This window comes from Streptomyces griseorubiginosus, assembly GCF_036345115.1.
Taxonomy (GTDB): Bacteria; Actinomycetota; Actinomycetes; order Streptomycetales; family Streptomycetaceae; genus Streptomyces; species Streptomyces griseorubiginosus_C.
Genome location: NZ_CP107766.1, coordinates 1957626 through 1977849 on the forward strand (window position 1 = coordinate 1957626; position 20224 = coordinate 1977849).

The window sequence follows — 20224 nt, forward strand, 5'->3', positions numbered from 1 at the left end:
AGGACGGGACATGCGCAGCAGACTCGTCCTGCACGCCGTCGACTCGCACACCGAGGGCATGCCCACCCGGGTGATCACCGGCGGGATCGGGACCATCCCCGGCGCGACCATGAACGAGCGGCGGCTGTACTTCCGTGAGCACCGCGACGACATCAAGCAGCTGCTGATGAACGAGCCGCGCGGGCACTCCGCGATGAGCGGCGCGATCCTCCAGCCGCCGACCCGCCCGGACTGCGACTGGGGGGTGGTCTACATCGAGGTCTCCGGCTACCTGCCGATGTGCGGCCACGGCACGATCGGGGTGGCGACCGTTCTGGTGGAGACGGGCATGGTGGAGGTGGTGGAGCCGGTCACCACGATCCGTCTCGACACCCCGGCCGGCCTGGTCGTCGCCGAGGTCGCGGTGGAGGACGGCAGGGCGACGGCGGTCACCCTCCAGAACGTGCCGTCCTTCTCCGTCGGCCTGGACCGCAAGGCCACCCTGGCCGACGGGCGGACGGTGACGTACGACCTGGCGTACGGCGGCAACTTCTACGCCATCCTGCCGCTGGAGCAGTTCGGGCTGCCCTTCGAACGTGCCCGCAAGGACGACATCCTGGCGGCGGGACTGGCGCTCATGGAGGCGATCAACGCCGAGGAGGAACCGGTGCACCCGGAGGACCCCTCGATCCGCGGCTGCCACCACGTCCATCTGATCGCCCCCGGCGCCACCGCCCGGCACTCACGGCACGCCATGGCCATCCACCCCGGCTGGTTCGACCGCTCCCCCTGCGGCACCGGCACCAGCGCGCGCATGGCCCAGCTGCACGCGCGCGGCGAACTCCCGCTGCACACCGAGTTCGTGAACGAGTCCTTCATCGGGACGCGGTTCACCGGCCGGCTGCTCGGCACCACCGAGGTCGCGGGGCGCCCGGCGGTCCTGCCCAGCTTCACCGGCCGGGCCTGGATCACCGGCACGGCCCAGTACCTGCTCGATCCGACGGATCCGTTCCCGGCCGGGTTCGTGCTCTGAGCCCGCGACAATGAGCCGTATCACGTGACATTGCACGTCACTCCCTCATCGCCCCATCCCCATCGCAGCATCCCCTAGGAGACGAGCTCATGGCAGCCCAGCGCACCGGCGCTCCCGACCTGCCCGTACTGGGCGGCAAGAAGAGCAGCTACCGGGAGCGGGTCGCGGACGCCCTGCGGGCCGCGCTGATCGCGGGCGAACTGCTGCCGGGCCAGGTGTACTCGGCGCCCGCGCTCGCCACCCGCTTCGGCGTCTCGGCGACGCCCGTCCGCGAGGCCATGCTGGACCTCGCCAAGGAGGGCCTGGTCGACACCGTCCCCAACAAGGGTTTCCGGGTCACGGCGGTCTCCGAGCAGCAGCTCGACGAGTACACCCACATCCGCTCGCTCATCGAGATCCCCACGGTGGTGGAGCTGGCCACGACCGCCGACCCGGTCTCCCTGGAGGCGCTGCGGCCGGCCGCCCGGGAGATCGTGCAGGCGGCGGTGGCGGGGGACCTCATCGCCTACGTCGAGGCCGACACCCGGTTCCACCTCGGCCTGCTCGCCCTCGCGGGCAACGCGCATCTGGTGGAGGTGGTCCGGGATCTCCGCAAGCGGTCCCGTCTGTACGGGCTCACTCCGCTGGTCAAGTCGGGGCGGCTGCTGGCCTCGGCGGAGGAACACCTGGAGCTGCTGGACGCGTTGGTCGCCCGCGACGAGGACGGGGTGCGGTCGGTGATGACGCGGCACATCGGGCATGTACGGGGGTTGTGGGCGGCGCCGTAAGGGGGCCTGGGTGCGGTCGTCGGGCGGGTGCGGGTTCGCCCCTGAGTGAGTGCGGTCGAGGTATGCCTAGCTGTACCCACCTTGTTTGGGGGCGCGGGGAACTGCGCGACCAGCCCCCACCGGCCCGCGGCCGACGTACAACCCCCGCCGTCACGACTTGACGCAGGCGTGGCCGTTCAGAGAGAAGTCGTACGCAGGCGCGTTCGTGCCCTGCCAGGACGCGAGGAAGCCCAGCGAGAGGGAACCACCCGCGGGGACCGACCTGTTGTAGTCGGTCGCGGTAGCGGTCACCTTCGCCCCGCTCTGGCTGTGGTTCGCGTCCCACATCTGCGTCACCTTCTGGCCGTCCTTGAAGGACCAGGTGACCCGCCAGTCGCTGAGGGCCTCGGTGGTGGTGACGGTCACGGCGGCCTGGAAGCCGTCGGGCCACTGGTTCACCAGGGCGTACTCGACCTCGCAGGACGGCGCCGCGCTCTCGCTGGGCTCCGCCCCCTCCGCGCCGCCGGACGTGGTGCCCTGGGGTTCCGGGTCGGACTTCTTCGTGCTGGAGGAGGTGGAGGGGCCGGGCGTCGAGCTCGGCGAGGGCTCGACCGAACCGGGCGCCCGCGAGGTCGCGGCGGGGATCGAGGAGGTGGGGTTGGCCACCGGCTGGCCGTCGGCGGGGGTGCCGGTGCCGGGCCGGGCGGTGTCGTGCTCCATGTCGCCGCCCGGCATCATCGAGACGGCGAGGGCGAGCAGGGAGACCAGGACGGCCGCGACCAGCAGTCCGTTGCGGAGGACCTTCGCCTTGTGCGCGCCGGGGTTGGGGGGCCCGCTCTCCAGCGCCTCCGGGCGACCGGCGCCCAGGCGCACCTCGGCGGCCCGGCGACGGCGTTCCAGATAGGCGAGGCCGCCCCAGCCGATGACCCCGCCGGCGAGGGCCGCGGGCAGTCCGCCGCCGTGCAGCCGCAGACAGGCGGCGGCCTCCGCGCACTGCTGGCAGCGCGCGAGGTGACGGGAGAGGTCCTCGGGGGTCTCGCCGGAGGTGGAACGGGTGACGGCGTCCAGCAGCCGGGCATAGCTGCGGCACTGCGCGTCCATCGGCGAGTCGAGGTGGTTGCGGTGACTGCGGTCCCGGAACAGGCCTCGCACCTGGGCGAGTTCGTCGCCGACGGTGGCCGGGTCGAGGCCGAGTCGCCGGGCCACGGCGGGCAGCGGGAGCGCCTCCACCTCGGCCAGCCACAGCAGTTCGGCGTCCGCCGCCTGGAGGTCGCGCAGTCCGCGCAGGGCGATCGGGCGCTGGAGCGGCGGGCCGGTGTAGCGGGCGGCCTTGTCGGAGTTGAGCCACAGCCGCAGGTCGGGGTCGAGGCGATGGCCGAGGCCCTGGGTCTCCCAGTCCGCCGCGGTGGTGCGAACGGCGGTGAGCAGCAGGGGTATTCGGGGCAGCCGGGCCGGGCGGCGGCCGGCGCCGCGGACGGCGGCCTCCGCGTCACGGGCCTCGCGCATCCCGAGGGAGAATGCCTCCGTGGCCAGATCGGTGGCGGCGGTGGAGCCGGCCGTGCACAGATCGGCGTACGACAGCACGGCATCCCAGCACTCGGAGAACAGCGCGGCCTCGGCGGCGTCCTGGGGGGTCGGCAGGTCGGGCATGGGTCTCCTGCATCAAAAGCGAGGTCAACTCGCCATACTGGCAAAGGAGTTGGGGGGAACCTCGCGGCAGGACAGGAGCCTTTCACGTCTCCCACACAACTGACAAGCAGGCTATTCAAATCGGTTACCGAGGGTTCGGTCCAGTCCCTCCGGCACACCACCGCACCAAGGTGCACCCACTGATACGGACCGGAAGCCGGAACGTATCAATCCCGCCACACAAGAACCAGCCGTCACAGGGGACCAGATCGACGGACCGGTCCCGCACGCACAGGGACCCGGCGCCCCTGAGGGGGTTCCGGGTCCCTGTGTTCCGTACGCGACGGCGGTCAGACCTCCGCGGGCTCCGGAGCCTCCGGCAGGCTGTCCATGAAGGAGCTCACGGAGAACACCGCGCGGCCGGGGCCGGGCGGGCCGTATCCGGGCGGGGAGGACAGGCCGAAGTCGTCCATCGTCTGCCGGTAGGCCTGGAGGAGCCGGATGTGGTACTCCAGCGGCGCGCCCGCCGGGTTGGCCTTGCCGAGCGGGGTCGTCGGCTCCGGGCACCACGTGGTGAAGCGGGGCGTGATGCCGTTCGACATGAAGAAGCGCAGGCCCTCGGTGGTGGACGCGATCGCCTCGTCGACCGTCTTGAAGCCGAACGGCTCGGCCATCTCCACGCCCGCCACGAAGTTGGGGATCACGTTGCGCGCCCCGAAGACGTCGGCCGAGTCCAGGATCCGCTTGTGCCACTCGTCGCGGCCGACGTACCGCTCCTTGCCCGGGCAGTACATCTTGAAGAGGTACTCGTCCCACACCTCGTAGTTGGGGTGGTAGATCTGCACGCCGTAGTCCTTGAAGCGCTGCACGTCGTCCTTCGGCAGCGCTTGAGCGACGACCTTGCCGATCCAGCGGTTCGGGAAGTGCTCCTCGATGGCCTTGGCGTACATGCCGTAGAAGTCGGCCTCGTCACGGCCCTGGAGCTTGGAGGTGATGGCGCCGCCGGTGAGGGTGTAGGCGGTCGACGCCTTCGCGGTGTCGTAGCGGTCGATGATCTCCAGGGCTTCCAGGACCTCGTCGACGTCCTTCACACCGGTGTAGGGCCGCCCGGCCGCCTTGTGCTGGCGCCAGTTGTGGTTGATGTCGCAGTACTGGCACTCCTCCTTGGCGCCGAAGTACTGGCAGACCCGGAAGACGGTCAGGTAGATCAGGTAGCCCCACTGGATCGTCGGGGCGACCTCCATGACGGACTTCCCGCTGGAGAGCTTGTGCCGGTAGTACTCCGGCATCGGCGGCACACCCACGTCGGCGATCCGCTTGCCGTCGAGGTAGAGCCCGAGCAGGCCCTCCTCGTCGGCGGCCACCCGGTACGGCGAGGCCGGGTTGACCCGCACCGACACCACGGTCCGCCTGAGGTCGTACGGCCCGCCGGTGAGGATGATCTCCTCCGGGGGCCGGCGCAGCGCGGCCTCGCCGAGCTCCGGCAGGGTGCCGTGGTCGAAGGAGAAGATGAAGTACGACTTCGGCTTCACCTCGCCGGACTCGTTGTCGCTGAGGGCGGACGGGTCGAAGGCCACGCCACCCCGCAACAGGTCCTCCTTGAAGACGGCTTCCCGCGGAACCTGCGGGAACCGCTCCATCAGATCCTCGACCAGCGCGGTACGGCTGCCCATCCCGTGTTCTCCTCCCGGATCGGACGTACGACTCCTCACGTTATGCCTTCGGCGAGACGGGGGCGGAACGGGGGGCCTGCACGGGGTGCGGTTCGTAGCGTTTCGTCACCTTTTGACCACCTGAGCGCATTCTGTGACGCACGGCACCCCACCGGCATCCGCACACGACCCGAATCGGAGCTCGCAAGGCACCCACCGCCCCTGCCGTCCTCAGGCCATCCGCCCCAGCTCCCCCTCCGCCACCGGATGGGCCACCCGCTCCCCCGCGGCCACCCTTACCGCCTCCGCTACGACGGCCTCGCCCAGCCGCGCCAGTTCGTTGCCCTGCGAGCCCGCGAGGTGCGGGGTGATGAAGGCGTTGGGGAGGCTCAGCAGCGGTGAGTCGGTGGGCAGGGGCTCCGGGTCGGTGACGTCGAGGATCGCCGAGAGGCGGCCGGTGCGCAGTTCCGCGAGGAGGGCGTCGTGGTCCACCAGGGACCCGCGCGCGGTGTTGATCAGGACGGCCCCGTCGGGCATCAGGGCCAGCTCCCGGCGGCCCAGCAGATGGTGGGTCTCCGGGGTCTCCGGCGCGTGCACGCTGACGATCTCGGAGTCCCGGAGCAGGTCGTCCAGCGGCAGCAGCGGCACGCCGAGGGCGGCGGCGCCCGCCTCGTCGACGTAGGGGTCGCTCAGGGCCGGCCGCAGGTCGAAGGGGCGCAGGAGTCCGAGCACCTTGCGCCCGATCCGGGACGCCCCGATCACCCCGACCCGCCGTCCGTGGTTGCCGATGCCCGGCACGATCCCCCAGCCGGGGAACGGCCGTCCGGCCCTCAGCTGCTCCCGGCGCACGAAGACGTCCTTCCCGGCGAGCAGGATCATCGCGAGCGTGTACTCGGCGACGGGCAGCGCGTTGGCCTCGGCGGCCGAGGAGACGGCGATGCCGCGCCGCCAGAGCTCGGGCGTGGCGAAGCCCTTGACCGAGCCGGCCGAGTGCAGGACGGCCCTCAGTTTCGGCGCCGCCTCGAGGACGGCCGCGTCCAGGCGGGGGCAGCCCCAGCCGGTCACGAGGATCTCGGTGCGGGCCAGGACGTCGGCGTACGCCGGGTCGCTGAGGTCCTCGGCCACCAGCTCGGGATCGATGTCCACGGTCTCCCGCAGCCGCGCCAGCACCTCGGGCGGGAAGAGGAGCGGCACGTTCTCGGCGGTCATGGCGAACAGCGCCTGGGGACGCTCGGACGACGGCGTCTCGGGTCGCTCGGACAAGGTGGTGGTCCTCCAGACCTGCCGAAAGGGTGCAGAGAAAGCTTGTAGAAAACGCTCTCTACGGTAGGCCTCGACAAATGAGAGGGTCAACGCATACACACTCTCGGGAGGAACGACGGACATGTCGGAGACGATCACCAACTGGGCGGGGAACATCACCTACTCCGCCAAGGAGCTGCACCGGCCCCACTCGCTCGACGCGGTCCGCGCCCTGGTCGCGTCGAGCGCCCGGGTGCGGGTGCTGGGCAGCGGGCACTCCTTCAACGAGATCGCCGAGCCGGGCCCCGAGGGCGTCCTGCTCTCGATCGCCGACCTGCCGCCGGTGCTCGAGGTGGACAGCACGGCCCGTACCGTACGGGTCTCGGGCGGCGTCCGCTACGCCGAGCTCGCCCGCGCGGTGCACGCGCACGGCCTCGCGCTGCCCAACATGGCGTCGCTGCCGCACATCTCGGTGGCCGGCTCGGTGGCGACCGGCACCCACGGCTCGGGCGTCGGGAACGGCCCGCTGTCCTCGGCCGTGCGCGAGGTGGAACTGGTCATGGCGGACGGCTCCACGCTGACCCTCGGCCGCGGCGACGAGCGCTTCGGCGGTGCGGTCACCTCCCTCGGTGCCCTCGGTGTCGTCACCGCGCTCACCCTGGACCTGGTGCCGGCCTTCGACGTCGAGCAGTACGTCTTCACCGAACTCCCCCTCGCCGGGCTGGACTCGGCGGCCTTCGGGGCGGTGATGTCGACGGCGTACAGCGTCAGCCTGTTCACCGACTGGCGGGCGCCCGGTTTCCGGCAGGTGTGGGTCAAGCGGCGCACGGACCAGCCGCTCGCGGACTTCCCGTGGGCCGCGCCCGCCACGGAGAAGATGCACCCGGTGCCGGGGATGCCCGCGGTCAACTGCACCGAGCAGTCGGGGGTGCGGGGGCCCTGGCACGACCGACTGCCGCACTTCCGCGCCGAGTTCACGCCGAGCAGCGGGGCGGAGCTCCAGTCGGAGTACCTGCTGCCGCGCGAGCACGCCCTCGACGCGCTGCACGCGGTCGACGGCATCCGGGAGACGGTCGCCGGGGTGCTCCAGATCTGCGAGGTGCGGACCGTGGCCGCCGACGAGCAGTGGCTGAGCCCCTCCTACGGACGGGACACGGTGGCCCTGCACTTCACGTGGATCGAGGACACCGCGGCCGTGCTCCCGGTGGTGCGCCGACTGGAGGAGGTTCTGGACCCGTTCGACGCCCGGCCGCACTGGGGGAAGGTCTTCACCACGCCGGCGGACGCGCTGCGCGGGCGCTACCCGCGGCTCGGTGATTTCCGCGAGCTGGCGCGCGAGCTGGACCCCGGGGCAAAATTCGCCAACGCCTTCGTCCGGGCCGTACTCGCCGACTGACTTTGTAAAACCCCTTTCCTAACCCCTTGTACAAAGTCCCCCGCAGACCATAGCCTTGCGCCGCGCCGGTGCCACTGTCGTCCCGGCCCGAGCTGAAGGGATGGGGGTCGGCCCTGGTGAAGCGCACTTCACGTGACATCCGCACCGCGAACCGCTACGAGGTGCTGCGCCAGATCATCGCCGAGTCGCCCACCTCCCGGCAGGAGCTGGCGGCGGCCACCGGGCTGAGCCTGGCCACCGTCGCCACGCTCGTGGGCGAGCTGCTCGACCTGCGCATGATCACGGAGGTCGGGTTCGAGGAGTCGGCCGGCGGGCGTCCCAGGGGGCTCGTGGCCGTCAACGCGTCGGGGGGCGCGTTGATCGGCGTGGACATCGCGGAGACGTACGTCCATGTCGAGCTGTTCGACCTCGCGCTGAACGTCCTGGCCCGCGCCGAGGAGGACGTCCGCCCCGGCGAGAGCCTGCCCGAGCAGGTGGTCGCGCATGTCGCCGCCGCCGTCGGCTCGGTGGTCGCGCAGGCCGGCATCGAGGGCGCCCGCGTGCTCGGTGTCGGCGTCAGCGTGCCGGGCCAGGTGGACCGCGCGACCGGCATCTCCGAGTACGCGCCCAACTGGGACTGGCACGACGTGCCGCTCCTCGACCTGCTCTCCGAGTACATCGCCTACCCGCTGTACCTGGACAACCCGCTGCGCGCCTCCGCGGTGGCCGAGCTGTGGTTCGGGGCTGCGCGCGGCAGCGTCAACGCCGTGGTGGTCAACCTCGGTACCGGCGTCGGCGCCGGACTGATCCTGGGCGGGGCGCTGCACCGCGGTGTCTCCAACAGCGCGGGCGAGTGGGGCCACAACACGATCGTCCTGGACGGACGCCTGTGCCGGTGCGGCAACCACGGCTGCGTGGAGTCGTACGTGGGCGCCCCCGGGATCATGCTGAACCTGCGGGAGCTGAGCCCGGACAGCGAACTGCTGCACCCGGGCGACCAGACGGCCACCGTCGCGGCACTCGCCCGGGGGATGCTCACCCAGGACCCGGTGGCGGTCGAGGTGGTCCGGCACACCGCCCGTTACCTCGGCGCCTCCATCGCGCACCTGGTCAACCTGTTCAACCCCGAGGTGGTCGTGCTCGCCAGCTGGGTCGCGGCCGCGCTCGGCGAGCCCCTGGTCGCGGAGGTGCGCGAGGCCGTCGCCCGGCACGCGCTGCCCCGGCCGATGGCCGCCACCGAGATCGTCCTCTCCCCGATCCCCACGGACCCGGTGTGCCTGGGCGCGGCGACGTTCGCACTCGAAGGGGCGCTCCAGTCGGTCGGGCAGAGGTCCGCAACAAAGCGCACCACCCCTGTGCCGAGCAAGGCTCACAACGCTCGCCAGTAGCCGTACACAGCACCGCCTTCATGACGACGGAAGGGATGCACGTGACTCACCCCCACCGCAGGAGATCGGCCCTGCTGACAGCCGCAGCCGCGCTGGCCGTCGCCGGTCCCCTGATATCCGCCCCGCCCGCTTCGGCCGCCACCCCCACGGTGGCCGAGGTGTCCCCGCACGCCGCCCAGACCATCGACAACATCGGTGCCTCGGGCGCCTGGTGGGTCAACGACCTGAAGAACTTCGACCCGAAGGTCCAGGCCCGGGTGGCGAAGCTGCTGTTCTCCAAGGACGGCCTGGCCCTCAGCAGTTACCGCTACAACATCGGCGGTGGCGGCACCGGTGTGACCTACGCGCCGCGCGCTCCCGAGGACTTCCTGACCGACGACGGGTCGTACGACTGGAGCAAGGACAAGGCGGGCCGCACGTTCCTGTACGCGGCCGCCAGGTACGGGGTCAAGGACCTGATCGCCTTCGTCAACAGCGCGCCGGCGCAGTGGAAGACCAACGGCCTGAGCTGCGGCGGCTATCTGAAGGCGGAGAACACCCAGGACTACGCGAAGTACGTCGCCGACGTCACCGCCCACTTCGCGAAGCAGGGCGTGAAGTTCGACTACATCAGCCCCTTCAACGAGCCGACCAACAGCTTCGGTGACTGCGGCCAGGAGGGCATGCTGGTCCCGGTCGACCAACGCGACGACATCGTGCGGGCGTTGGGCGCCGAGCAGCAGGCCCGGCACCAGCGGACCGGGATCATCGCGGACGAGTCCAGCTCCACGGTGAACTTCAACACCGAGGTCCCGCAGTGGATCTCGCAGCCGGGCACCGCCCAGTACGTCGACAAGCTCGCCCACCACACGTACAACAACCCGGGCGACGACCAGCGCGCGAAGATCTACGAGACGTCCAGGTCGGTCGGCAAGCAGTCCTGGTCCACGGAGATCTGCTGCTTCGGCAACGGCGGCACGGGCTGGGCGCAGGAGTACGACCCCACGATCGACGGCGGTCTGAACCTGTCCCGGATCATCTACAAGGACTTCGCGACCGCGCACGACTCGGCGTTCCAGTGGTGGGTGGCCCTGTCGGAGATGATCGGCAGCGATCCGCTGGCCCGCAACAGCGAGGGCTGGAACGACGGTCTGATCTACTACGACCCGGACTACGCCACCAACGGCAACCAGACCCTGTACTTCACCAAGCGCTACTACGCGCTGGGCCAGTACAGCAAGTTCGTCCGGCCCGGCTCGGTCGCCCACAACGTGACCGGGGTGCCGGCCGGCGTCGAGGTGTCCACCTACGACGACCACGGCAAGTGGGTGGTGGTGGTCAACAACCACAACACCACCGACACCGCACTCCAGTTGCACTTCAACGGCAAGGCGCCGGTGCGCGCGAGCAAGGCCGTGCGGACCTCGGCGACCGAGAGCTGGGCGAACGTCGCCAAGCCCGCGGTCAAGGGCGGCACGGCGTCGGCGACCCTGCCGGCCCGGTCCATCACGACGTACGTCCTCGACCAGAAGGGCCACGGCACGTCGGCGGTCACCGGCGCGCTCCAGGGCAGGCAGTCCGGCAAGTGCCTGACCGCGGACCCCTCGGGGGCGGCGATCAGCAGCTGCACCGGCGGCGCCGAGCAGGTGTGGTCGTACGACGCGAAGGGCCGCCTGAAGGGCGTGAACGGCTATCTGACAGCGGGGAGTTCGGGGCTCGTGACAAGCCCCGAGCCCACCCCTGACGGCAGCCGGCGATGGCTGCTGAACTCCAACGGCCAGGTCGTCAGCGAGGCGTCCGGCCAGTGCCTGGACGTCGGCGGACAAGCCACCGCCGACGGCAGCAAGGTCGGCCTGTGGACCTGCAACGGCGGGGCCAACCAGGCCTGGTCCAGGCAGTAACACATCCCATCCGCAAAGGGGTTGCGGGCCGCTGGTGCGGCGGCCCGTGACCCCCGAGCGTCCGGTATCCCGAACGCTTACAACGCTTCGTACAGACTTCGTCCAACCCCTTGCCGAAGCCTTAGCCGAAGGTTAACGTCCCCGCACCGCTACAGCATTTGAGCCACCTGGCACTGAGCCGCAGAGCCAAGGCGCAGAGCCGCAAGCCGTATTCGAGACAAGGACGTCAGCATGTCGGCATCGAGCAACATCAACTGGAACCGTCGAAACGTTCTGCAGGCCGCGATGGGTCTGGCCGCCGCCGGCGGACTGGCCGCGTGCGGCGGCAACAACGGCCGTGGAGGCGGCTCGGGTTCGGGCACCGCCCTGACCCAGTACTTCCACGCCTACGGCGAGGCGGGCACCGAGCAGGCCATCAAGCGGTACGCGGCGGCGTACAAGAAGGCCGACGTCAGCACCAACTGGATCACCGGCAACAACTTCGAGTCCGCCCTCTTCGCGGCCCTGCTCACCAAGAAGGCGCCCGACGTCTTCGAGTTCCACCCGCAGCTCCAGCTCGTCAAGAGCGGCCAGGTGGCCGACCTGACCGACCTGATCGACCCGGTCAAGGACGACTTCAACCCGAACGACATCAAGTCCCACACGGTCGACGGGAAGATCTACGGGATACGCATGATCGACGACCCGCAGTTCTTCTACTACCGCAAGTCGATGTTCGAGAAGGCCAAGGTCGAGGTGCCCACCACCCTCGACGAGCTGATCGAGGCCGCCGCCAAGCTCACCACCGGCAAGGTCAAGGGCGCGTTCCTCGGCAACGACTTCACCGCGATCCAGAACGTCATCATCTGGTCCGCCGGCGCCGACACGATCAACGAGAAGAACGAGATCGCCTACCACACGGACGGCGTCGTCGAGGGCCTCAAGAAGCTGCGCCAGCTGTTCACCAGCGGCAACGTGCTCCTGGACGCCCCGACCGACTTCTGGGACCCGTCCTCGCTGAACCAGGGCCTGTGCGCCATGCAGTGGGGCGGCATGTGGTCCATGCCGGCCATGCAGCAGGCGCTCGGCGACGACCTCGGCATCTTCCCGTTCCCGAAGATCGGGTCCGCGGGCAAGCAGTCCGTCTACAACGGCGGCTGGTCGATCTTCGTCAACGCCAAGGGCAAGAACGTCGAGGCCGCCAAGGAATACGTCAAGTGGCTGTGGATCGACCAGAAGCAGTACCAGGAGGACTGGGCGACCTCGTACGGCTTCCACATCCCGCCGCGCACCTCCATCGCCGAGTCCGCCACCAAGCTGAAGTCGGGCCTGCCGGCCGAGGGCGTGAAGCTCTTCACCGACTACGGCCACTTCGACAACATCGCCTACGACCAGACGATGCAGACCGCGTTCGCCGAGGTGATCTCGTCCTCCGTCCGTAAGAACGGCAACCCGGAGGCGGCGCTCGACACCTGCGACAAGAAGGTCAACGTCGAGCTCAAGAAGCTGTTCGGTTAGGCCGCCGGGAAGTACACGTCATGTCGACCACCACCACGCGCGGGGTCGCCCAGCCCGCCCCGGCCAAGGCCTCCCCGGCCCGGCCGCGGCGGGGCCTGCGGGGCAACGCGACCGTCAACTTCTGGCTCTTCACCGGGCCGTTCCTCATCGGCCTGGTGATCTTCGTCTTCGTGCCGATCTTCTGGAGCATCTGGCTCAGCTTCTTCGACGCGCGGTACACCGTGACGCCGAGCAAGTTCGTCGGCTTCGACAACTACACGCAGATCCTGACCAACAGCGAGTTCCCGGACTCCCTGCTGACGTTCACCGTGTTCGCCGCGTTCATCGTGCCGACCACCTGGGCGCTCTCGCTGGGGCTCGCGCTGCTGGTCAACCGGCTGCGGTTCATGCGGGCGTTCTTCCGCTCGGTGTTCTTCCTGCCGACCGCCGTGTCCTACGTGGCCGCCGCGCTGATCTGGAAGATGTCCATCTTCAGCGGTGTCCGCTTCGGCCTCATGAACACCGTCCTCGGCTGGTTCGGCGTGGACAACATCGCCTACCTGGCCAACCCCAGCCCGCCCTGGTACTGGCTGGTCATCGTGACCCTGCGGCTGTGGATCCAGGCCGGGTTCTACATGATCCTGTTCCTGGCCGCGCTCCAGAACATCCCGGCCGAGCTGTACGAGGCCGCCGCCATCGACGGCGCCAAGCCGGGCTGGCAGACCTTCCGGTACATCACGCTGCCGCAGCTGCGCGCCACCTCGACCGCCGTGATCCTGCTGCTGCTCATCGCGGCCTACCAGGCGTTCGACGAGTTCTTCAACATCATCGGGCAGAAGGCGACCTGGGCCCAGACCCCGCTCATGGAGCTCTACAAGACCGCCCTCGGCACCAGCCAGGACTACGGCGCGGGCAGCGCCGGCGCGGTCATCCTGTCGCTGCTGATCTGCCTCGTCACCCTGATCCAGGGCAAGTTCATGGGCTTCGGAAGGGGGGAGGACTCCAAGTGACCACCACCACTCCTCCGGCCGGCAAGCAGCGCGACAAGGGCCGGGGCGTCTTCGGCAACACGGGGCTGTACATCGCCGTGGGCGTCGCCGCCGTGCTGTTCCTGATCCCGTTCTACCTGATCTTCCGCAACGCCCTGTCCACGGACCTGGAGATCACCGGCGAGAACTGGAAGGTGCTGCCCTCCTTCCAGTGGGGCAACATCTCCGAGCTGTTCAACGACCCCACGGTCGAGTTCGGCCGCTCCATGGTGAACTCGCTGGTCGTCGCCGTCTCGACCACCGCGGGCACCCTCCTGGTCTGCTCGCTGGCCGGCTACGGCCTGGCCCGCATCCCCTACAGGCACGCCAACAAGGTCTTCTACGCCGTCCTCGCCACCCTGATGGTCCCGACGGCCGTGACCTTCGTCCCGAGCTTCGTCCTGGTCTCCTCCCTGGGCTGGGTGGACACGTATCGTGGCCTGATCATCCCGGGTCTGTTCAGCGGTTTCACCTGCTTCTTGTTCCGGCAGTACTTCCTGGGATTCCCGAAGGAGCTGGAGGAGGCGGCACGCGTGGACGGGCTCGGCTACTGGGGCGCGTACTGGCGGATCGTCGTACCCAACTCGCTGAACTTCTTCGCGGCCATCGCCACGATCACGTTCATCAGCGCCTGGAACTCCTTCCTGTGGCCCCTGGTCATCGGCCAGGACCCGAGCTCCTGGACGGTCCAGATCGCGCTCTCCTCCTTCATGACCAACCAGACCGTCAACTTCCACCTGATCTTCATGGCCACGGCCATTTCCATCCTGCCCCTGGTGTTCGTGTTCCTCTTCCTCCAGCGCTGGCTGGTCCAGGGGATCGCGCAGACCGGCATCAAGGGCTGAGGCCCCTCTCTCAAGACCTGGAGACCGATGTCTTTCCGCACGACCCCGGCCGTCGACTACGTCGAGGACGTCTCACCCGGCAGCGGGGCCCTCCCGCCCCGCGCCTGGTACGCCTCCTCCGACGCGAAGACCCTGTCCCTCGACGGCACCTGGCGCTTCCGCCTGTCGGCGACCGCCGACGCCGAGGACGAATCCTTCGCCGAGGAGGGATACGACGCCGCCGGCTGGGCCGAGGTCGCGGTCCCCGGGCACTGGGTCCTCCAGGGCGACGGCGCCTTCGGGCTGCCGATCTACACCAACCACCTCTACCCGTTCCCGGTGGACCCGCCGCACGTGCCGACGGAGAACCCGACCGGCGACCACCTGCGCGTCTTCGACCTGCCGGAGGACTGGCCCTCGGACGGGGGCGCCGTCGTCCGGTTCGACGGCGTGGAGTCGTGCGCCCGGGTCTGGCTCAACGGCACGGACATCGGCGAGTTCAAGGGCTCCCGGCTCGCGCACGAGTTCGCCGTGGGCCATCTGCTGAAGCCGAAGGGCAACGTCCTCGCGGTCCGGGTGCACCAGTGGTCGGCCGGGTCCTACCTGGAGGACCAGGACCAGTGGTGGCTGCCGGGCATCTTCCGTGAGGTGACCCTGCTGCACCGCCCGGCGGGCAGCGCCCTGGACTTCTTCGTGCACGCCTCCTACGACCACGTCACGGGCGAGGGCACCCTGCGCGTCGACTCCGACGTCGACGGGCGGGTGCTGGTGCCCGCCCTCGACATCGATGTCGCGACCGGTGAGTCCATCACGGCCCTGGTGGCGCCGTGGAGCGCCGAGAGCCCCCGGCTCTACGACGGCGAGCTGGTCACGGAGGGCGAGCGGATCCCGCTCAGGATCGGCTTCCGTACGGTCGTGCTCGAGGACGGCCTGATCAAGGTCAACGGCAAGGCGGTCCTGTTCAAGGGCGTCAACCGGCACGAGTGGCACCCGGAGAAGGGCCGTACGCTCGACCTCGCGACCATGCGCGAGGACGTGCTGCTGATGAAGCGGCACAACATCAACGCCGTGCGCACCTCGCACTACCCGCCGCACCCGGCCTTCCTGGACCTGTGCGACGAGTACGGCCTGTGGGTCATCGACGAGTGCGACCTGGAGACCCACGGCTTCACCGAGCAGGAGTGGCGGGACAATCCCGTCGACGACGACCGCTGGACCCCGGCCCTCCTGGACCGCGCGGCCCGCATGGTCGAGCGGGACAAGAACCACCCCTCGATCGTGTTCTGGTCGCTGGGCAACGAGGCCGGCACCGGCCGCGGCCTGACCGCGATGGCCGAGTGGATCCACGAACGGGACCCTGAAAGGCTCGTCCACTACGAGGGCGACTGGAACAGCCGGGACACCGACGTCTACTCCCGCATGTACGCCGACCACGCCGAGGTCGAGCAGATCGGCAGGAAGCTGGACGGCGGCACCCTCGGGCGCCGCGAGCTGCCGTTCATCCAGTGCGAGTACGGCCACGCCATGGGCAACGGACCCGGCGGCATCGCCGACTACCAGGAGCTCTTCGAGAAGTACGAGCGGCTCCAGGGCGGCTTCATCTGGGAGTGGATCGACCACGGTGTCAGGCACCCGGAGCTGGGCTACGCCTACGGCGGCGACTTCGGCGAGGAGCTGCACGACGGCAACTTCGTCTGCGACGGCCTGATCTTCCCGGACCGCACGCCCTCCCCCGGCCTCCTGGAGTACAAGAAGGTCATCGAGCCGGTGTCCTTCGAGGGCACCGACGGCACGGTCCGGGTGACGAACAAGTACGACTTCGCCGACCTGTCCGGCCTCGCCTTCGAGTGGTCGTACCAGGTGGACGGCGAGACGGTCGAGGCGGGCACGCTGGCGGTGCCCGCGCTGGCACCCGGGGAGTCGGCCGAGGTGAAGCTGCCCGAGCCGCCCGCGCACGCCTCCGGGGAGGCGCAGTGGACCGTACGGGCGCTCCTCGCGGCCGACACCGCCTGGGCGCCGAAGGACCACGTCATCGCGTGGGGACAGTTCCCCGCTTCCTCGGGGGTACGGCCCTCCGTCGCACCCTCCGCCCGGCCGGAGCGCGGTGAGCGGCTGATCACGCTCGGCCCGGCCGCCTTCGACGCCCGTACCGGCGCGCTGCGGACGATCGGCGGGGTCGCCGTCGAGAACCCGCGGCTGGACGTGTGGCGGGCGACGACCGACAACGACGACGGCACCGAGTGGAAGTCCGGGCTGCGCTACAGCACGCTGTGGCGGACCCTGGGCCTGCACCGGATGCGGCACCGCCTGGTCGGGGTGGAGCTGGAGTCCCAGGCACTGGTCGTCCGCACCCGGGTGGCGCCCGCCGCCCGCGAGGTGGGCCTGGCCGCCGAGTACCGGTGGACCTCGGACGGCTCGCGGTTGAAGCTGACCGTGTCCGTGACGCCCGAGGGCGAGTGGAAGGTGCCGCTGCCCCGGCTCGGCGTACGGCTCGGGCTGTCCGCGGCCGACGAGGTGCGCTGGTTCGGCGGCGGTCCCGGCGAGGCGTACCCGGACACCCGGGCGGCCTCCATGGTCGGCCGCTGGAGCGCGAGCGTGGACGAGCTCCAGACGCCGTACCTGCGCCCGCAGGAGAACGGCGCCCGCGCCGACGTGCGCTGGGTGGAGCTGGGCGGCCTCAGGATCGAGGGCGACCCGGAGTTCTCCTTCACGGCCCGGCGCTGGACGACCGAGCAGCTGGACGCGGCGACGCACCTGACGGACCTCACGGCCGGCGAGACGGTGTGGGTCAACCTGGACCACCGCCACCACGGCATCGGTACCGCGTCCTGCGGTCCGGGTGTGCTGCCGCAGTACCACCTGCTCGCCGAGCCGGCGGAGTTCTCGTTCGTCTTCTCGGAGATCTCGGGGTGACCTCCGGGTGATCGATTAGTCCAATTCAAGGATCGATTAATCCATTGCCCGATTGATCGACATTCTGGGACGGTCATGGTGTACCCGCGGCCGGTCGGCCCTCCAAGCCGGCCGGCCGCAACTCTTGTTCCCAGCAACGGAGTTCACAGCATGCCCGGAAGCATCGAGGTCCGCGGCCTGTCCCGCACCTTCCACACCACCGTCCGCCGCCCCGGCCTCGCCGGCACCCTGCGCTCCCTGGTCAACCCCGAGCGGGTCGCCAAGCACGCGGTCTCGGACATCACCTTCGACGTGGCGCCCGGCGAACTCCTCGCCCTGCTGGGCCCGAACGGCGCGGGCAAGTCCACCACCATCAAGATGCTCACCGGCATCCTCACGCCCACCTCGGGCGAGGCCCGGGTGGCGGGCGTGGTGCCGTACCAGGAACGGGAACGCAACGCCCGTAACATCGGCGCGGTCTTCGGCCAGCGCACCCAGCTGTGGTGGGACCTGCCGGTGCGGGAGTCGTTCTCGATCCTCCGGGACATCTACGAGGTGCCGAAGGCCGAACACGCCGCGCGCCTCGCGGAGTTCGACGCCATCCTGGAGCTGTCCACGTTCTGGGACACCCGGGTCCGCCATCTCTCGCTCGGCCAGCGGGTGCGCTGCGACCTGGCGGCCGCGCTGCTGCACGACCCGCCGGTGGTCTTCCTCGACGAGCCGACCATCGGCATGGACGTGGTGGTCAAGGAGCAGGTGCGGGAGTTCCTGCGCCACCAGGTCGAGGAGCGGGGCCGTACGGTCCTGCTGACCACCCACGACATGACCGAGGTGGAGCGGCTCGCCGAGCGGGTCGTCCTGATCAACCACGGCCGACTGGTCCTCGACGGCAGCCTCGACGAGATCCGCCGCAAGTTCGGCTCGACCTGGCAGGTCAGGGCGACGCTCGCGGACGCGCACACGGAGGTCTCGCCGCTGCCCGGGATCGCCGTACTGAAGAAGGACGGACCGCAGGTGGTCTTCGGGCCCGAGGGGCCGGACTCCCCCACCGTGCACCAGGCGCTGAAGGCGGTCATCGAGCGGTACGAGGTGACGGGTGTCGCCATCGACGAGGCCGACCTGGAAGACGTGATGCGGGCGGCGTACGTGCACGTGGAGGCGGTCTGAGGTGGCCGTTCTGCATGCCTGGCGCGCCGCGCGCGTCACCCCGCTCGGTGAGCTGCACGCGCCGCCCCGGATGACCGCCGTGCTGGTCCGCCTGGTCGTCCAGGTGATCCTGGTGGCGTCCCTGTGGCACGGCCTGTACTCCCACGCCGGCACCACCGCGGGCCTCTCCGAGGGCCAGGCGGTCACCTACGCCGTCCTCGCCGTACTGGCCTCCCGGCTGCGGGAGTTGGACCAGTACGCGGGCCGCGACACCGTGCTCCAGCACATGCACTTCGGCACGATCGTCTACTGGTACCTGCGCCCGCTGCCGCCGCAGCGCTACCACGCCCTGCGGGCGCTGGGCGAGCAGGTGTACGGCTTCGCGTGGGCGCTCGGCGGCTATCTGGTCTGTCTCGCAGCGGGGGTGGTGGACCCGCCCAAGTCGGCCGCTGTGGCCGGGGTGTTCGCGCTGAGCCTCCTCCTCGGCCAGGTGGTCCTGTACAACGTCATGCTGCTGCTGGACCAGTTGTGCTTCTGGACGGTCCGCAACAACGCGGCGATGCTGATCCTGATCTTCGCGCAGAACCTGCTGTCCGGTGTGTACGCGCCGCTGTGGTTCTTCCCGGACTGGTTCATCACGCTGAGCGGATTCCTGCCGTTCCAGGCCACGTTGAGCGTGCCGCTGTCGATCTACATCGGCCGCATCCCACTGTCGGACGCCGGCGCGCAGCTGGCGATCCAGGCCGGGTGGGCCGTTGCACTCACCCTGTTCACCCGTTTCCTGTGGCGGCGTGCCGCCCGCCGTGTCATGTCCCAGGGAGGCTGAGGCTGATGAACGCAGTGCGAATCGCGTGGCGCGTCACGCGTCTCAACTTCCGTGCGCAGCTGGAGTACCGGACCGAGTTCCTGCTGATGATCGCGATCGGCGCGATCTGGCAGGTGTCGGTGATCGTGTTCGCCACGGTGCTGCTGACCCGGTTCACCGGGATGGGCGGGTGGGACAGTTCGGAGGTCCTGCTGATCCCGGCGACACGGATGCTCGCCCACGGCCTGTTCGTCCTGTTCCTGGGCCGGGTGCACGGCTCCGGCCGGCAGATCCAGGAGGGCAGGATCGACATCTACCTGACCCGCCCGATGCCGGTGCACCGCCAGCTCCAGCTGGAGTTCTTCCCGACGAACGCGATCGGCGACCTCACCGTGGCGGTGGGCCTGATGGTCGGCGCCCTGAGCCGCAGCCAGCTGGACTGGACGCCGGGCCGGGTCTCCTACCTCATCGCGGCGATCATCGGCGGCATGTTCCTGGAGGCGGCCCTGTTCACGGCGGTCACCTGCGCGGCCCTGCGCTTCCCGGCGGCCGACTACTGGAGCCGCTGGCTGGAGGAACTCCTCGGCACCTTCGGCAGCTACCCCCTGAACGTCCTCCCGAAAGCAGTGGGCGGCCTCCTCACCTACGGCCTCCCCCTCGCCTTCGTGGCCTACTTCCCCGCAGCAGTCCTGACGGGCCACGCCCACGACACGGGCGCCCCGTACTGGCTGGCGGCCCTGTCACCGCTGGTGGGGGTGGCGGCGTATCTGGGATCCCGGGTGCTGTGGCGGTGGAGCCTTCGGCATTATGCGGGGATCAACGGATGACCCTCACCATCGGCTGCGGCAACGGCACATCCATCGGCCTTAGGAGGGGAGCGATGTCCTTGCCGAGGTGAGGAACCCCTTCGGATGATCCGTGGCCGTGGCCGTGGTCGAGCTGGAAGGAAAGCTGATGTCAGGCACTCTTGGGGCCACGAGTCCACCCGGAGCCGCGGAGGTGGACCGACTGCTGAAGCGCAACTACGTCCTTCTGGTTCAGGGCTTTCTGCTCCGTCTCGTCATCTTCGGGGCGCTGAGTGCGACACCGGTGGTGCTGTCCGGGACGGGGACCTGGGACTCGCCCGTGC

The 20224-nt window shown here is 69.8% G+C and carries 15 protein-coding genes; 12 read left to right on the plus strand and 3 right to left on the minus strand.

The window, feature by feature from the left end:
* Nucleotides 1-10 precede the first annotated feature (10 nt).
* Nucleotides 11-1012 (plus strand): proline racemase family protein, encoded by a 1002-nt coding sequence (locus tag OHN19_RS08940; RefSeq protein WP_330263657.1) that lies wholly within the window; start codon nucleotides 11-13, stop codon nucleotides 1010-1012.
* A gap of 89 nt (nucleotides 1013-1101) precedes the next feature.
* Complete coding sequence (locus tag OHN19_RS08945) at nucleotides 1102-1779, plus strand: GntR family transcriptional regulator (RefSeq protein WP_330263658.1); 678 nt, start codon at nucleotides 1102-1104, stop codon at nucleotides 1777-1779.
* Between the two features lie 150 nt (nucleotides 1780-1929).
* On the opposite strand, the gene OHN19_RS08950 is transcribed toward OHN19_RS08945, so the two are convergent.
* The 3 genes from OHN19_RS08950 to OHN19_RS08960 form a co-directional block, all read right to left on the minus strand.
* The gene (locus tag OHN19_RS08950) at nucleotides 1930-3408 is read right to left on the minus strand and encodes a cellulose-binding domain-containing protein (protein ID WP_330263659.1); all 1479 of its coding nucleotides are present in this window, start codon (nucleotides 3406-3408) and stop codon (nucleotides 1930-1932) included.
* A 329-nt stretch (nucleotides 3409-3737) separates the two neighbouring features.
* The gene (locus OHN19_RS08955; protein ID WP_330263660.1) at nucleotides 3738-5060 is read right to left on the minus strand and encodes a radical SAM protein; all 1323 of its coding nucleotides are present in this window, start codon (nucleotides 5058-5060) and stop codon (nucleotides 3738-3740) included.
* A gap of 210 nt (nucleotides 5061-5270) precedes the next feature.
* Complete coding sequence (locus tag OHN19_RS08960; protein WP_330269561.1) at nucleotides 5271-6248, minus strand: hydroxyacid dehydrogenase; 978 nt, start codon at nucleotides 6246-6248, stop codon at nucleotides 5271-5273.
* Nucleotides 6249-6423: 175 nt separating this feature from the next.
* Here OHN19_RS08960 and OHN19_RS08965 point away from each other — a divergent pair, with 175 nt between their 5' ends.
* From OHN19_RS08965 to OHN19_RS09010, 10 genes are all read left to right on the plus strand, one after another.
* Nucleotides 6424-7677, plus strand: a complete 1254-nt coding sequence (locus tag OHN19_RS08965; RefSeq protein ID WP_330263661.1) for an FAD-binding protein — start codon at nucleotides 6424-6426, stop codon at nucleotides 7675-7677.
* A 116-nt stretch (nucleotides 7678-7793) separates the two neighbouring features.
* The gene (locus OHN19_RS08970; protein WP_330263662.1) at nucleotides 7794-9044 is read left to right on the plus strand and encodes an ROK family transcriptional regulator; all 1251 of its coding nucleotides are present in this window, start codon (nucleotides 7794-7796) and stop codon (nucleotides 9042-9044) included.
* A 35-nt stretch (nucleotides 9045-9079) separates the two neighbouring features.
* Nucleotides 9080-10924, plus strand: coding sequence for a glycoside hydrolase (locus OHN19_RS08975; RefSeq protein ID WP_330263663.1), 1845 nt, complete (start codon nucleotides 9080-9082; stop codon nucleotides 10922-10924).
* A 231-nt stretch (nucleotides 10925-11155) separates the two neighbouring features.
* The gene (locus OHN19_RS08980; protein WP_330263664.1) at nucleotides 11156-12421 is read left to right on the plus strand and encodes a sugar ABC transporter substrate-binding protein; all 1266 of its coding nucleotides are present in this window, start codon (nucleotides 11156-11158) and stop codon (nucleotides 12419-12421) included.
* A 20-nt stretch (nucleotides 12422-12441) separates the two neighbouring features.
* Entirely contained in the window at nucleotides 12442-13410 is a 969-nt protein-coding gene (locus OHN19_RS08985; protein WP_330263665.1) for a sugar ABC transporter permease, read from the plus strand.
* On the plus strand, nucleotides 13407-14273 hold the full coding sequence (locus OHN19_RS08990) for a carbohydrate ABC transporter permease (RefSeq protein ID WP_330263666.1): 867 nt from the start codon (nucleotides 13407-13409) through the stop codon (nucleotides 14271-14273). The genes OHN19_RS08985 and OHN19_RS08990 overlap by 4 nt, the downstream gene beginning before the upstream one ends.
* A 27-nt stretch (nucleotides 14274-14300) precedes the next feature.
* Nucleotides 14301-17165 (plus strand): glycoside hydrolase family 2 TIM barrel-domain containing protein, encoded by a 2865-nt coding sequence (locus tag OHN19_RS08995; RefSeq protein WP_330263667.1) that lies wholly within the window; start codon nucleotides 14301-14303, stop codon nucleotides 17163-17165.
* A 150-nt stretch (nucleotides 17166-17315) separates the two neighbouring features.
* Nucleotides 17316-18311, plus strand: a complete 996-nt coding sequence (locus OHN19_RS09000; protein ID WP_330263668.1) for an ABC transporter ATP-binding protein — start codon at nucleotides 17316-17318, stop codon at nucleotides 18309-18311.
* A gap of 1 nt (nucleotide 18312) precedes the next feature.
* Nucleotides 18313-19116, plus strand: coding sequence for an ABC transporter permease (locus OHN19_RS09005; protein WP_330263669.1), 804 nt, complete (start codon nucleotides 18313-18315; stop codon nucleotides 19114-19116).
* A 5-nt stretch (nucleotides 19117-19121) separates the two neighbouring features.
* On the plus strand, nucleotides 19122-19922 hold the full coding sequence (locus OHN19_RS09010) for an ABC transporter permease (protein WP_330263670.1): 801 nt from the start codon (nucleotides 19122-19124) through the stop codon (nucleotides 19920-19922).
* Nucleotides 19923-20224: the final 302 nt, after the last annotated feature.

Excerpts from the sequence above, each read along its gene's own strand:
- OHN19_RS08940 (WP_330263657.1), top strand. The coding sequence starts at position 11 with ATGCGCAGCAGACTCGTCCTGCACGCCGTCGACTCGCACACCGAGGGC.
- OHN19_RS08945 (WP_330263658.1), top strand. The coding sequence starts at position 1,102 with ATGGCAGCCCAGCGCACCGGCGCTCCCGACCTGCCCGTACTGGGCGGC.
- OHN19_RS08950 (WP_330263659.1), bottom strand. The coding sequence starts at position 3,408 with ATGCCCGACCTGCCGACCCCCCAGGACGCCGCCGAGGCCGCGCTGTTC.
- OHN19_RS08955 (WP_330263660.1), bottom strand. The coding sequence starts at position 5,060 with ATGGGCAGCCGTACCGCGCTGGTCGAGGATCTGATGGAGCGGTTCCCG.
- OHN19_RS08960 (WP_330269561.1), bottom strand. The coding sequence starts at position 6,248 with ATGACCGCCGAGAACGTGCCGCTCCTCTTCCCGCCCGAGGTGCTGGCG.
- OHN19_RS08965 (WP_330263661.1), top strand. The coding sequence starts at position 6,424 with ATGTCGGAGACGATCACCAACTGGGCGGGGAACATCACCTACTCCGCC.
- OHN19_RS08975 (WP_330263663.1), top strand. The coding sequence starts at position 9,080 with ATGCACGTGACTCACCCCCACCGCAGGAGATCGGCCCTGCTGACAGCC.
- OHN19_RS08980 (WP_330263664.1), top strand. The coding sequence starts at position 11,156 with ATGTCGGCATCGAGCAACATCAACTGGAACCGTCGAAACGTTCTGCAG.
- OHN19_RS08985 (WP_330263665.1), top strand. The coding sequence starts at position 12,442 with ATGTCGACCACCACCACGCGCGGGGTCGCCCAGCCCGCCCCGGCCAAG.
- OHN19_RS08995 (WP_330263667.1), top strand. The coding sequence starts at position 14,301 with ATGTCTTTCCGCACGACCCCGGCCGTCGACTACGTCGAGGACGTCTCA.
- OHN19_RS09000 (WP_330263668.1), top strand. The coding sequence starts at position 17,316 with ATGCCCGGAAGCATCGAGGTCCGCGGCCTGTCCCGCACCTTCCACACC.
- OHN19_RS09010 (WP_330263670.1), top strand. The coding sequence starts at position 19,122 with ATGAACGCAGTGCGAATCGCGTGGCGCGTCACGCGTCTCAACTTCCGT.